The organism is Rhodanobacter sp. LX-99 (genome assembly GCF_018599185.1).
Taxonomy (GTDB): Bacteria; Pseudomonadota; Gammaproteobacteria; order Xanthomonadales; family Rhodanobacteraceae; genus Rhodanobacter.
In genome coordinates this window covers 519,483-531,906 of the sequence record NZ_JAHFVL010000003.1, presented here as the reverse complement: position 1 = coordinate 531,906, position 12,424 = coordinate 519,483, and the positions used below count along the sequence as shown (strand labels likewise).

At 68.7% G+C, this 12,424-nt stretch carries 9 protein-coding genes; 4 read left to right on the top strand and 5 right to left on the bottom strand.

The genetic code is table 11. The features are described 5' to 3' along the window. Positions 1-4 precede the first annotated feature (4 nt). Positions 5-1,312: a serine hydrolase domain-containing protein gene (locus KK131_RS16455; RefSeq protein ID WP_214557792.1), complete on the bottom strand. Its 1,308-nt coding sequence runs from the start codon at positions 1,310-1,312 to the stop codon at positions 5-7. A 55-nt stretch (positions 1,313-1,367) separates the two neighbouring features. On the opposite strand from KK131_RS16455, the gene KK131_RS16450 reads away from it, so the two are divergent. Together KK131_RS16450 and KK131_RS16445 are read left to right on the top strand one after the other, a co-directional pair. Then, on the top strand, positions 1,368-1,955 hold the full coding sequence (locus KK131_RS16450) for a LemA family protein (RefSeq protein WP_214557791.1): 588 nt from the start codon (positions 1,368-1,370) through the stop codon (positions 1,953-1,955). Between the two features lie 47 nt (positions 1,956-2,002). Next, entirely contained in the window at positions 2,003-3,901 is a 1,899-nt protein-coding gene (locus KK131_RS16445; protein ID WP_214557790.1) for a M48 family metallopeptidase, read from the top strand. Positions 3,902-3,909: 8 nt separating this feature from the next. Here the strand turns inward: KK131_RS16445 and KK131_RS16440 are convergent, their stop codons facing one another. Next, positions 3,910-5,499 carry a choline dehydrogenase gene (locus KK131_RS16440; RefSeq protein ID WP_214557789.1) on the bottom strand — a complete coding sequence of 530 codons (1,590 nt, stop codon included), beginning with the start codon at positions 5,497-5,499 and terminating at the stop codon, positions 3,910-3,912. Positions 5,500-5,615: 116 nt separating this feature from the next. Here KK131_RS16440 and KK131_RS16435 point away from each other — a divergent pair, with 116 nt between their 5' ends. Next, a complete protein-coding gene (locus KK131_RS16435; protein ID WP_214557872.1) occupies positions 5,616-6,878 on the top strand; it encodes an MFS transporter in 1,263 nt (420 codons plus the stop codon). Between the two features lie 115 nt (positions 6,879-6,993). On the opposite strand, the gene KK131_RS16430 is transcribed toward KK131_RS16435, so the two are convergent. Together KK131_RS16430 and mtgA are read right to left on the bottom strand one after the other, a co-directional pair. Then, complete coding sequence (locus KK131_RS16430) at positions 6,994-7,422, bottom strand: CBS domain-containing protein (RefSeq protein WP_214557788.1); 429 nt, start codon at positions 7,420-7,422, stop codon at positions 6,994-6,996. Between the two features lie 98 nt (positions 7,423-7,520). Then, positions 7,521-8,261, bottom strand: a complete 741-nt coding sequence (mtgA, locus tag KK131_RS16425; protein WP_214557787.1) for a monofunctional biosynthetic peptidoglycan transglycosylase — start codon at positions 8,259-8,261, stop codon at positions 7,521-7,523. Positions 8,262-8,359: 98 nt separating this feature from the next. Between mtgA and KK131_RS16420 the strand changes: the two genes are divergently transcribed. After that, a complete protein-coding gene (locus KK131_RS16420; RefSeq protein ID WP_214557786.1) occupies positions 8,360-9,259 on the top strand; it encodes an Hsp33 family molecular chaperone HslO in 900 nt (299 codons plus the stop codon). Positions 9,260-9,275: 16 nt separating this feature from the next. Here the strand turns inward: KK131_RS16420 and KK131_RS16415 are convergent, their stop codons facing one another. Next, positions 9,276-12,176: an EAL domain-containing protein gene (locus tag KK131_RS16415; RefSeq protein ID WP_214557785.1), complete on the bottom strand. Its 2,901-nt coding sequence runs from the start codon at positions 12,174-12,176 to the stop codon at positions 9,276-9,278. Between the last annotated feature and the right edge of the window lie 248 nt (positions 12,177-12,424).

Genomic DNA, 12,424 nt, shown 5'->3' with positions numbered 1-12,424 from the left:
GGGCTCAGCGGTGGCGTGGCGTGCGGCGATGCGCCCGCGGCCGGGATTTCGCCCGGGGCTTCGCTGCCGGCTTGGCGGGGCCTTCGATGTGGGCCCAGTCCACGTGCGGCAGGCCCAGCAGGTCGTCGAACACCATCGGCATCAGTCCACTGGGGGTGGGGCCGGTGGAATTCCACAGTGTGACCACCCCGGCGCGGTACTTCGGGAAGAAACCGATCATGGTGCGATAGCCGGCCACGGCGCCGGCATGATAGATCAGGGTTTCGCCGCCGTATTCATAGACCCGCCAACCCAGCGCGTAGTGTGCGGCGGTCAGGCGTCCGCTGCGCCAGGCGGTGGCGTGCAGTTCGCTGGGCGTGGCGACGCCGGGCGTGTGCAGCACGTCCAGCAGCGAGGTGGGCAGCACGTCCTGGCGGCCGCCCATCTGGGCGATCAGCCATTTCTCCATGTCGCGCAGGCTGGCGTTGACGCCGGCCGCCGGCGCGACCCGGTAGTAGGTTTCGTTCGGCTCGAACGGCACCCAACCCCGGCTGGTGGCGCGGTGCGGGCGCGCCCAGCTCTTGCTGGATTCCAGCGCGGCGCGGCCGTAGCTGGCCGTGCTCATGCCCAGCGGATAGAAGATGCGCTTGTCGACCTGATGATAGAAGAAGTCGCCGGTGCGCGCGAGCACTACGTCGCCGATCATGCTGAAGGCGACGTTCTGGTAGCCGTAGCACTGGCCCACGCCGCAGACCATGTCGACCTCGTCCAGCTTGCGCACCAGCTCTTCGTACGAGGTGTCGCCCTCGAGCATGTTGTCGTAAGTGTTGCGCGGCAGGCCGAGCCGCTGTCCCAGGATGTCGCCGACGGTGGCCTGTGCGGCGGCCTGCATGTCCTTCAGCTTGAAGTACGGCAGCACGTCGACCAGCTTCGTGTTCCAGCCCAGCTTGCCGTCGTCGACCAGCAGGCCGGCGATGGCGGCGGCGAACGCCTTCGACAGCGAGGCGAGGCGGAACACGGTGTCCGGCGTGATCGGCTGTTTGGTGGCGGTGTCGGCATAGCCGACAGTGCCTTCGTAGACCACCTTGCCGTCGATCACCACGGCGGTGGCCAGGCCGGCGACGGCATCGCGCTGGGCAAGGCGGTTCAGCCATCGCTGGTAGTCCGCGAGGGTCTGCTTGACGCGCGGCGACGGCAGTTTCTGCGGTGCGTTGCCGACGCTGACCGACGACGGGTCGGGAGCCGGGGAAGCGGTGCGCGCGTTGGCGCAGACCGGCGTGCAGGCCAACCCCAGTGCGCCCGCGATCAGCAAGAAGATCTTATGAAACTGCATGGTATTCTGGCGTGGTTCCGGCGTGGGGATGCGCCTCAGGGTGGAGAACTCGACGATGGGTCTGATCATTTTTCTGATTGTTGTTGTCCTGATTGTCTTGTACTTCGTGGCGATCTACAACGGACTGGTCACCTCGCGCAACGGCTACAAGAACGCGTTTGCGCAGATCGACGTCCAGCTCACCCGGCGCCACGACCTGATTCCGAACCTGGTCGAGACGGCCAAGGGCTACCTCGCGCACGAACGCGGCACGCTCGAGGCGGTGGTGCAGGCGCGCAACGCGGCGGTCAGCGGGCTGGCCGGTGCGAAGGCCCACCCGGGCGATCCGGCCGCGATGCAGCAGCTGGCCAGCAGTGAAAATGCTTTGACCCAGACTCTGGGCCATTTGTTCGCGCTGCAGGAGGCCTATCCCGACCTGAAGGCGAACCAGACCATGATGCAGCTCTCCGAAGAGCTGACCTCCACGGAAAACCGGGTGGCGTTCGCGCGCCAGGCGTACAACGACTCGGTGCTGACCTACAACAACAAGCGCGAGGTCTTTCCCGCCTCGTTCGTGGCGAACAGCTTCGGCTTCGCCGCGGCCGAGCCGCTGCAGATCGAGAACCCGGCCGTGCGCGACGTGCCGAAGGTTTCCTTCAGCTGATCGCCGTGGCGCCGCGGCGCATGCCGTGGCGCCACCCGGGAGCCTCCATGGATTTCTTTGCGCAACAGGCGCGCGTGCGCGGCAGCAGCCGGCGGCTGGTGGTGTTGTTCGTGCTGGCGGTGGTGGCGATCGTGGCGGCGATCGACGCGGTGGTCTGGCTCGCCATGGGCCATCATCCGGTCGAGGGCGAGCCGGCCGCGTCGAACCTGCCGTTGCTGTTCGCCAGCAGCGCCGCGGTCATCGCCGGGATCGGACTCAGTTCGCTGTTCCGCATCATGAGCCTGTCCGGCGGCGGCAAGGCGGTGGCCGAAAGCGTGGGGGCGGTGCCGGTGCCGCCGGATACCCGCGACCCGCAGCTGCGCCGGCTGCGCAACGTGATCGAGGAAGTCGCCATTGCGGCGGGCGTGCCGGTGCCGGACATCTACCTGATGGCCGACGAAGCGGGCATCAATGCATTCGCCGCCGGCTATTCGGCCTCCGACGCTGCAGTGTGCGTGACCCGGGGCTGCCTCGACAGGCTCAGTCGCGACGAGTTGCAGGGCGTGATCGCGCACGAGTTCAGCCACGTGCTGAACGGCGACATGCGGCTCAACATCCGCCTGATGGGCCTGCTGTTCGGCATCCTGGTGCTGGCGATCGTGGGACGCCGGGTGATCTGGTTCGGCGGCAGCGGCAACCGCCGGGGTGGCGGCCAGGTGTGGCTGATCGGGCTGGCGCTGATGGCGGTCGGCTACATCGGCTATTTCTTCGGGCGGCTGATCCAGGCCGCGGTGGCGCGTTCGCGCGAATCGCTGGCGGATGCTTCGGCGGTGCAGTTCACCCGCCAGACCGACGGCATCGCCGGCGCGCTGAAGAAGATCGCGATCTTCGCCGAAGGCTCCACCCTGCAGGTGACGAACAAGCAGGAAGTGGCGCACATGCTGTTCGGCGAGGCCGGCGCGTTCAATGCGCTGTTCGCCACGCATCCGCCGCTGCTGCAGCGCATCCGTGCGCTCGAGCCCGGTTTCCGCGAGGAGGAACTGGCCCGGCTGGCGGTGTCGTTGCGGCAGGCAGTTGCCGAGGCGTCTGTGGCGAACCAGGCGGCAAGTTCGCTGGACGTGCCGGGCCGTGCTGCCGTGCCGCCGCCATTACCGGCCGCGTTGGCGGGCGCGGTGGTTGCGGCCCAGGCCGCGGCTGCAGGTGCCTCGACATTCCAGCGTGCCGCGGCGCTGCGGCAAGGCTTGCCGGCGGCCTTGAACGAAGCCGTACAGCAGCCGGATTCGGCGCTGCCGGTGCTGTTGGCGCTGGCGCTGTCGGCGCAGTCGGCACTGCAGCCGCGCCAGCGGCGACTGGTCGCCGATGCCTTCGGTGACGATGTGCAGCAGGCCGCCGCGGCCAGCTTCGCCGAGGTGGAAGCGTTGCCGCCCGAGTCTCGGCTGCCGCTGGCGGCGCTGGCGTTTCCCGCGTTGAAACAACTGCCGCGGGGGCGACAGCAGACCTTGCTGGATACGCTCGATGCGCTGGTGCGTGTGGATGGCCGGGTCGACCTGGACGAGTACTGCCTGACCCGCCTGCTGCGCCTGCAGTTGCTCGAAGCGCGGCAGCCACGGCGTGCGCCGGTGGACGGCCTGAAAAAATTGCCGGCCTGCCGCGACAGCGTGGTGCTGGTCTGCGCCGTGGTCGCGCGGCATGGTGCGGCCGACGAAGCTGCGGCGCGGCGCGCGTGGCTGCTGGCGATGCAGCAGGTGTTCCCCGGTGCGGCGCTGGCCTGGCCGCCGCTGCCGTCGGCGTGGCAGCTCCCGTTCGAACGCGCGCTGGACGAGCTGGACGGACTGATGCCGCCCGCCAAGGAAGTGCTGATCCAGGGCCTGGCCAGCGCGATCCACGCCGATGGCGAGGTCAGCGTGGCCGAGGCCGAACTGCTGCGGGTGATCTGCGCCAGCCTGCACTGCCCGCTGCCGGCGTAATCGCGCGCTCAGGCTTCGCCGCGGATCAAGGCGCTGGCGCGCTCGGCGATCATGATGGTGGGCGCGTTGGTGTTGCCGCTGGGCAGGCTCGGCATCACCGAGGCGTCGACCACGCGCAGGCCGTCCACGCCGCGCACGCGCAGTTCGCTGTCGACCACCGCGCGGTCGTCGCTGCCCATGCGGCAGGTGCCGACCGGGTGATAGATGGTTTCCGCCTTGCGCCGGATGAAGTCGGCGTACTCGGCATCGGTGGCGATGCGCCGCTCGGGGAACACCGGCGCGCCGCGGTACGGCGCGAACGCCGCCTGGTCGAGGATTTCGCGCGACAGCCGCGCCGCCTCGACCATCATTTTCAAATCGTGGCCCTCCGGGTCGCCCAGGTAATCGGCATGGATCGCAATCGGCTGCGCCGGGTCAGCCGAGTGCAGGTGCAAGCGTCCGCGGCTGTGCGGATGCAGGTAGCAGGCGTGCAAGGTGTAGCCGTAGCCGGGCAGGCGATGGCGGCCGTGGTCGTCGAGCAGCGCGGGCACGAAGTGGAACTGCAGGTCGCAGCGTTCGTCGCCGGCGAAGCGGCTGCGCACGAAGCCGCCGGCCTCGGCCACGTTGGAGCTGCCGGGGCCGTCGCGGTGGCGCAGCCAGCGCAGGCCGGTGGCCAGTTCGTTGAGATGGTCGTAGCTGACCTTGCCCGGGTTGCCGTCGAGCGTGCAGATGTCCAGGTGATCCTGCAGGTTGGCGCCGACGTCGGGCACGTCGGCGATCACCGTGATGCCGTGCTCGCGCAGATGGTCGGCCGAGCCGAGCCCGGACAGCATCAGCAGTTGCGGCGTGTTGATCGTGCCCGCCGCCAGGATCACCTCGCCCGCCTCGATCCGTTCGGCGTCGTGCCGGCCGCGGCGCAATTGCACGCCGACGGCGCGGCCGTGCTCGATCAGCACGCGCTCGACCAGCGCATGCGTGCGCACGTGCAGGTTGTCGCGCTGGCGCGCGGGCTTCAGGAACGCCGTCGCGCTGGAGCAGCGCGTGCCGTTGCGCTGGGTCACCTGGTACAGCCCGAAGCCGGCCTGCTGCTCGCTGTTGAAGTCGTCATTGCGAGGGAAGCCGGCGGTCTGGGCGGCATCGATCAGGGCCTCCGACAGCACGTTGTGATGGCGCAGGTCGGCAACGCCGAGCGGGCCGCCCGTGCCGTGCAGCGCGCTGGCGCCGCGGCTGTTGTCCTCGCTGCGCAGGAACCACGGCAGCACTTCGCGCCATGACCAGCGCGGATCGCCGCTGGCCTCGGCCCAGCGGTCGTAGTCGGCCGCCACGCCGCGGATGTAGCACATCGCGTTGATCGCGCTGGAGCCGCCCAGGGTGCGCCCGCGCGGCCACCACAGGCGGCGCTGATTGAGTGCGGGCTCCGGCTCGGTGCGGTAGTTCCAGTTGAGCGCGCGGTTGTTGGCCAGCCGGGCGATGCCGGCGGGCATGTGGATCAGCGGGTTCCAGTCCGGGGGGCCGGCTTCCAGCAGCAGCACGCGTGCGGCCGGGTCGGCACTGAGCCGGTTGGCCAGCACGCAGCCGGCCGAGCCGGCACCCACGATGACGTAGTCGTAGTGGTTCAAGGCTTTCCCACGCTTCGCTGGATGGACATGGCCGCATGCTAGGCTTGCCGCGCCCCACGCTGGATGTGCCCGTGAGTTTGCCCCGCCAAGCCGTAGTGGAACAAGCCGCCGCGCCGATGCTGTCGGCGCTGGCGTTCTTCTTCGTCATGACCTCGTACTACATCATCCGGCCGGTCATGGGCCAGCTGAGCGGCGCAGTCGGCTCGCAGTCGCTGCCGCTGTTCTACGGCGCGGTGTTCGTGGTGATGCTGTTGCTGACGCCGCTGTTCGGCATGCTGGTGGCGCGCTTTCGGCGCAGGCAATTGCTCGGCTGGAGCTACAGCTTTTTCATCCTGTGCCTGCTCGCGTTCGTGCCCGCATTTGCGGCGCAGGACCGCATCGGTGCGCGTGAGCTGGGCGTGGTGTTCTTCGTCTGGGCCAGCGTGTTCAACCTGTTCGTGGTGTCGCTGTTCTGGAGCTTCATGGCCGACATTTTCTCCAGCGGTCAGGCGCGGCAGGTGTTCTCGCTGATCGCGCTGGGTGGCATGGGCGGCGCGGTCTTTGGCCCGCTGGTGACCAAGCTGTTGGTGCGGCTGATCGGGGTGGCGCCGCTGCTGGTGGTCTCGGCGCTGGCGTTGGCGCTGGCGCTGGCGTTGCTGCTGCGGCTCTCCACGCGGCATGACCGCCAGCCGGGCAGCCGGGGCGAGGAGGCGGTCGGCGGCTCGCTGTGGACCGGGATCAAGGAGCTGTGGTCGCGTCCGTTTCTGCGTTACATGGCGTTGCTGATGTTGTTCGGCGATGGCATCGGCACGTTGGCCTATGCGCTGGTGGCGGACTATGCGAAGGCGCATTTCACCGATGCGGTGGCGCGCACGGCGTTCTACAACGACCTCGACCTGGCCACCAACCTGCTCGGCGCGCTGCTGCAGCTGAGCCTGACCCGCTGGCTGCTGATTCGCCACGGCGCCGGCTGGGGCCTGCTGCTGCCCGCGCTGGTGAACGTGGCGCTGCTGGGCGCGGTAGCACTGCTCGGCGGCGGCGACCTGGCGATGTTCGGCTACGGCGTCCCCCTGCTGGCGGTGATGCAGGTGATCACGCGTGGCTTCGCCTACGGCATGACCAAGCCGGCGGTGGATGCGCTGTATACGCGGGTGCCGCGCGAGACGCGCTACAAGGGCAAGAATTTCGTCGAGACGGCGGTGTGGCGCTTCGGCGACCTGGTGGTGACCAGTGCGGTGAGCGGCTTGCGCGGGCTGGGTTGGGGCATCGGCGGTCTGGCCCTGGCCGGTGTCGGCGTGGCCTCGCTGGCGGCGATGGTGGCCAGGCGCGCCGGCTGGTCGCCCGACCTGGCGCCGGACGAGCACGCGCCCGTGGACGGAGCTGCGAAAGCATCGGTTTGAGTCGATGCTTTCCCGAATCCCGAATGACTTGCCGCGTCCGCGGCTCGCCCTGCGGGCCATCGGCTTCGCCGATGTTCGCTCCGGCATCCTGCCTGCGCGAGCCGAATCGCGAATCTCAGCTCGTGATGTAGCGCTGCAGGTGCTCGATCTGTTCGGCCTGCGCGTCGATCACCGCCTTGACCAGATCGCCGATCGAGATCACCCCGACCACCTTGCCGTCCTGCACCACCGGCAGGTGGCGGATGCGGCTGTCGGTGCACAGGCGCATGCAGTCGAACACGTCGGTATCCGGGCCGACGGTCAGCGGGTTGCCGCTCATGATGTCGGACACGGCGGTCTGCGACGAGGAGCGGCCCTGCAGGATCACCTTGCGCGCGTAGTCGCGTTCGGACATGACGCCGACCAGCTGCTCGCCGTGCATCACCAGCAACGCGCCGATCCGGTGCTCGGCCATGTGCTTGATCGCCTCGAGTACGGGCGCATCCGGTGCAATGCTGTAGATTGCGTTGCCCTTGCCCTGCAGCAGATGTTTGACCTGGCTCATGCTTGGGTCTCCCAGCGGCCCGGGCGGGCCGTCTGGGGCGAGTCTAGCGCCGCCATCGTGTCGGCGTGTAGCAAAGTTGTGAACCGGCCGCGCAGTGGTCAGCGCGGTGCGCGCGGCGGCACGCGGCCTTCGATATAGGCGGGGCCGCCGAGCTGGTACATCTGCCGCTGGATCCAGTCCGCGCGGCGTTGCACGTAGGCGCTGGGCCGGTCCGCATGCAGGCGCCGCGGACTGGGCAGCACCGCGGCCAGGCGGGCGGCCTGGGCCGGACCGAGCCGCGCCGGCGTGGTGTGGAAGTACGCCTCGCTGGCCGCGCCCACGCCGTACACGCCGTTGCCCAGCTCGGCGATGTTCATGTACACCTCGAGGATGCGCCGCTTCGGCCAGGTCAGCTCGATCAGCACGGTGAAGTACGCCTCCAGCCCCTTGCGCACGAAGCTGCGGCCGTTCCACAGGAACAGGTTCTTGGCGGTCTGCTGGCTGATCGTGCTGGCGCCGCGCAGGCGTCTGCCGTCGTCGGCGGCGTCGAGCGCGTCCTGGATGGAGTCGAGGTCGAAGCCGTGGTGGTAGGGAAACTTCTGGTCCTCGCCGGCCACCATCGCCAGCGGCACCCAGGCCGACACCTGCGTCCACGGCACCCAGTGCTGGCGCAGCCGGAAGTCCTTCTCGCCGTGGATCCACGCGCCGAGCTGGCGCTCCATCATCACCGCCGATGTCCACGGCGGCACGAAGCGCAGCACCAACACCACCAGCCAGCTCAGCGCCAGCCATGCGAGCAGCAGGATCGCCAGCGAGCGCAACAGACGAACCAGCGGAACGCGGCGGAACGGAGAGGGCATGGCGGTACGCGTGGGAAGATGCGGGCAGTATAAGGGGCGTTGTTCCGGCGCGGCCGCGTCCCCATCTGTTCCGCCTGACTTTAAAGAGAACATTCGCCGTGGAAAATCTGCCTGTCGAAGACGTGCTGCACCGATTCCTGCTGGAACGCGTCGGCGTGCGCGGCACCCTGGTGCGGCTGGGACCGGCCTGGCGCGAAGTGGCCGGCCGCGCCGATTACCCGCTGGCGCTGCATGCCCTGCTGGGCGAGGCGCTGGCCGCCAGCGCGCTCTTGACCGGCAACATCAAGCTGGACGGCGCGCTGTCGATCGAGCTGAAGAGTTCGGACGCGTTGCGCCTGCTGTTCGCCGAGTGCAGCGACCAGGGCCGCCTGCGCGGCCTGGCGCGCTGGAACGAACCGCTGTCCGCGCCGCTGGCGCTGGATGCGCTGGCCGACGCGATCATGGCGATCACCATCGGCAACGTGGATCGCGGCCAGCGTTACCAGGGCCTGGTCGACTTGCGGCACGCCGACCTGGCCGGTTCGCTGGAAGACTATTTCGTGCAGTCCGAACAATTGCCGGCGCGGATCCTGCTGGCCGCCGACGGCGAACATGCGGTTGGCCTGATGCTGCAGAAGATGCCGGGCGAAGGCGGTCGCGATGCCGTGCGGGACGACGATGCGTGGAATCGCGTGGTGCACCTGACCGCCACCCTGGGCGCGCAGGAACTGCTGGCCGTCGCGCCGGAGCAGTTGCTGTACCGGCTCTACCACGAGGAGTCGGTGCGCCTGTTCCAGCCGCGCCCGCTGGCGTTCGGCTGCAGCTGCAGCCGCGAGCGGGTCACGTCGATGCTGCGCTCGCTCGGCCGCGACGAGGTGGAGGCGGCGCTGGTCGCCCGCGGCGACGAGATCGAGGTGGTCTGCGAGTTCTGCGCGCAGCGCTATCACTTCGACCGCATCGATGCCGAGCACCTGCTCAGCGAGGGCGCGGCACCCGGTGCGCCAGGCACGGCGCAGTGAGGACGAGGGTGTTCGATCAGGCCAGCAACAGCGGCCTGTCTGCGCCGATCCAGGTGCCTGCGGGCTGCGGCTCGGCGAACAAAAAGCCCTGGCCGTAGCGGCAGCCGACGCGCAGCAGCGCCTGCCGCTGCGACTCTTCCTCGATGCCTTCGGCGATCACCTTCATCCGCAGCGAGTCGGCCAGCACCTGGATCGCGCGCACCAGCGCCAGCCCTTGCGTCTCGGCGTCGTCGGGCGGCAGTTCGGTAATGAAGGAGCGGTCGATCTTCAACGTCTCGAACGGGTACTGGTGCAGGTAGCTGAGCGAGGAATAGCCGGTGCCGAAGTCGTCCAGCGCGATGCCGACGCCGTGGCTGCGCAGGTTCAGCAGCATCTGCTTGACCTGGGTCGGGTTCTCCAGCAGCGCGTGCTCGGTGACCTCGATGCGGATGCAGCGCGTCGGCACGGCGTACTGGTCGAACAGCGCCAGCAGCCGCAGGTCGAGGTCGGCCGAGCGGAAGTGCCGGCCGGACACGTTGATGCTGATGAAGCCCTCGGTACCGATCAGCCGCACCGCCTGGGTGCACACCTGCTCGAAGATCTGCCAGTCGATCGCCTCGGCGCAGCCGCATTCCTCGGCGATCAGCAGGAAGTCGTTCGGCGCCAGCAGGCCGCGTTCCGGGTGGTGCCAGCGCAGCAGCGCCTCGTAGCCGGTGATGCGGCCGTCGGCCAGCTCCACGATCGGCTGGTAGAACGGCTCGAACTCGTTGCGGCTGAGCGCGTGGCGCAGGTCGCTCTCCATGTCCAGCAGCGACAGCGCCTCGCGGCGCAGGCGGTCGTCGAACATCGCCGCGCGGTGGCGGCCGCCGTCCTTCGCGTTGTACATCGCCGCGTCGGCGTCGCGCAGCAATTCCTCCGGTTGGCGGTAATGCGGGCTGGACAGGGCGATGCCGATCGACGCCGAGGTGAAGATCTCCTTGGTGCCTAGCCGGAACGGCGTCTGCAGCTCGCTGATGATGCGCTCGGCGATCAGCGTCGCCTTGTGGGTCTCGACGATGCCTTCCAGCAGCACCGCGAATTCGTCGCCGCCCAGGCGCGCGACGACGTCGCGCGTCTTCAGGCAGGCGCGGATGCGGCCGCCGACCTGGAACAGCAGGTCGTCGCCGACCAGGTGACCGACCGAGTCGTTGATCACCTTGAAGCGGTCCAGGTCGATGAACAGCACGGCGAACTGTTCGCTCGGGTTCGCGACGTAGCGCTGCATCGCCTGCTCCAGCCGCTGCAGCAGCAGGGTGCGGTTCGGCAGGCCGGTCAGCGAGTCGTGCAGGGTTTCGTACTTCAGCCGGCGCTCGACGCGCTCGCGCTCGGCGATCTGTTCGCGCAGGTCGCGGTTGGCCAGCGCCAGCGCGCGGGTGCGCTCGGTGACGCGGCGCTCCAGCCCGGCGTAGGCGTGTTTCAGCGCCGCCGCGGCCTGCTTGCGCTGCAGTGCGTTGGCGATGTGGTAGCTGACGAAGGTCAGCAGCTCCTGGTCGCGCTCGTTGTAAGTGTGCTCGGGCGAGTAGCTTTGCAGCGCCAGCACACCCATCGCCTTGCCGCCCCAGATCAGCGGCACGCCAAGCCAGCACACCGAGCGCGCGCCGAAATGGCTGATCTCGCCCTGCGCGCTGAGCCGGTCGATCTCCGCGGGCGTGGCCAGCAGCGGCTTGGCGTGGCGCAGCACGTATTCGGTGGCGCCGCGGCCATGCGCGCGCGGGGGCCGCACGCTGTCCACATCGTCCACCGAATAGGGAAAGGTGAGGTGGCCGTTCTCCTCGTCGATCAGCGCGATATAGAAGTTGCGCGCGTACAGCAGGCCGCTGATCACCTGGTGCATGGCTGCGTAGAACTTGTCCAGGCTGTCCGAGGTGTTGGCCAACTCGGCGATGCGGAACAGCGCCGCCTGCAGGCGCTCGCCGCGCTGGCGCTGCAGCACCTGCTGGCGCAGCACGCGGTTCGCCTCGCGCAGCGCGGCGGTGCGGTCGGTCACCCGGCGGCCCAGCTCGATGTGCGCCTCGCGCCGCTCCAGCGCCGTCTGCACATGCTGGGCCACGTAGTTCAGCAGCTCCAGGTCGTGCCGCGAGTAATGGGTGTCGGTGCGATAGCTCTGCATCACGATGCCGCCGACGACGCGGCCGGCGCGCAGCAGCGGCGCACCAAGCCAGTGCTCGCAGCTGGGCCCGATCGGCACGAAGCGGTCGCCGAACTGCTGCCGCAGTTCCTCGAACGAGCCCATCAGCGGGCGGCCTTCCTGCAGCAGGTTCCAGGTCAGGCTGTGCAGCATGTCGTGCAGCGGCAGGTTCTGGTCCGGCGGCGGCGGGTCGGTATCGGCGATGTCGACGTAGTAGGGGAAGCGGACGGTGTCGGTGGCTGCGTCGTACAGCACGATGTAGAAGTTTTCCGCGTACATCAGGCTGCCGACGATGGCATGCAGCGAACGCATCATCTCGGGCATGTCATGTTCGGCGCCGGCCTGTTCGGCGATCGCGTAGAGCGCACGCTGCAGCCGCTCGGCCAGCGCCAGGCGCGAGATCGCCTCGTACAGGCGGCTGGTCTCGGCCAACTGGCGCAGGCGGATGTCGGCCAGCCGGCCCAGCCAGTCCAGGCGGTCGCGCACGACCTCGGGCAGCGGCGGGTCGGTCCATTCGAGCATCAGGGTGCGCGGGCCTTGCGGATCCTCGGCCAGGTCCAACTGCCCGGCCAGGGGATCGGGTTGCTCGTCCATGCGCCGCCAGCGCAAGCGGCCATGGACACCGAAATTGTCCAGCATGAGTTCGCAGACTTCCATCACGCCGGCGGCATCGGGCGCTTCGAACAGCCGTTCGACCGCTGCGTGCAGGGCCGCAAGATCCCGAGCCACCGGCGGTGGTTGGGATGAACGGATCGTCGGTGTGGCGCTCATTGGACTGCGGCGGGTTCCGGGGCGACCTGGCTGGATCGACGTGGCATGCCTTTATCCTGCCTTTATAACGTGTAAGTCTGTTCCCTCGCCAGTTTTCCGAGGGCGGGAACCCACAGGTGGAGATGGGGTCAAAAAGGGGTGAATCCCTGCCGTTTTTGTGCGTTGGAGTGGGTTTTTGGGGTGTTAGTAAAACGTAAAACGGGGTATAGTGCAGTCCAAGTATCCTCCGTCGAGTGAGTCACTGGTCC

What these genes read in the sequence shown, in the direction of transcription:
- KK131_RS16455 (WP_214557792.1), bottom strand. Translation starts at nt 1,312, where the DNA reads ATGCAGTTTCATAAGATCTTCTTGCTGATCGCGGGCGCACTGGGGTTG.
- KK131_RS16450 (WP_214557791.1), top strand. Translation starts at nt 1,368, where the DNA reads ATGGGTCTGATCATTTTTCTGATTGTTGTTGTCCTGATTGTCTTGTAC.
- KK131_RS16445 (WP_214557790.1), top strand. Translation starts at nt 2,003, where the DNA reads ATGGATTTCTTTGCGCAACAGGCGCGCGTGCGCGGCAGCAGCCGGCGG.
- KK131_RS16435 (WP_214557872.1), top strand. Translation starts at nt 5,616, where the DNA reads ATGCTGTCGGCGCTGGCGTTCTTCTTCGTCATGACCTCGTACTACATC.
- KK131_RS16430 (WP_214557788.1), bottom strand. Translation starts at nt 7,422, where the DNA reads ATGAGCCAGGTCAAACATCTGCTGCAGGGCAAGGGCAACGCAATCTAC.
- mtgA (WP_214557787.1), bottom strand. Translation starts at nt 8,261, where the DNA reads ATGCCCTCTCCGTTCCGCCGCGTTCCGCTGGTTCGTCTGTTGCGCTCG.
- KK131_RS16415 (WP_214557785.1), bottom strand. Translation starts at nt 12,176, where the DNA reads ATGAGCGCCACACCGACGATCCGTTCATCCCAACCACCGCCGGTGGCT.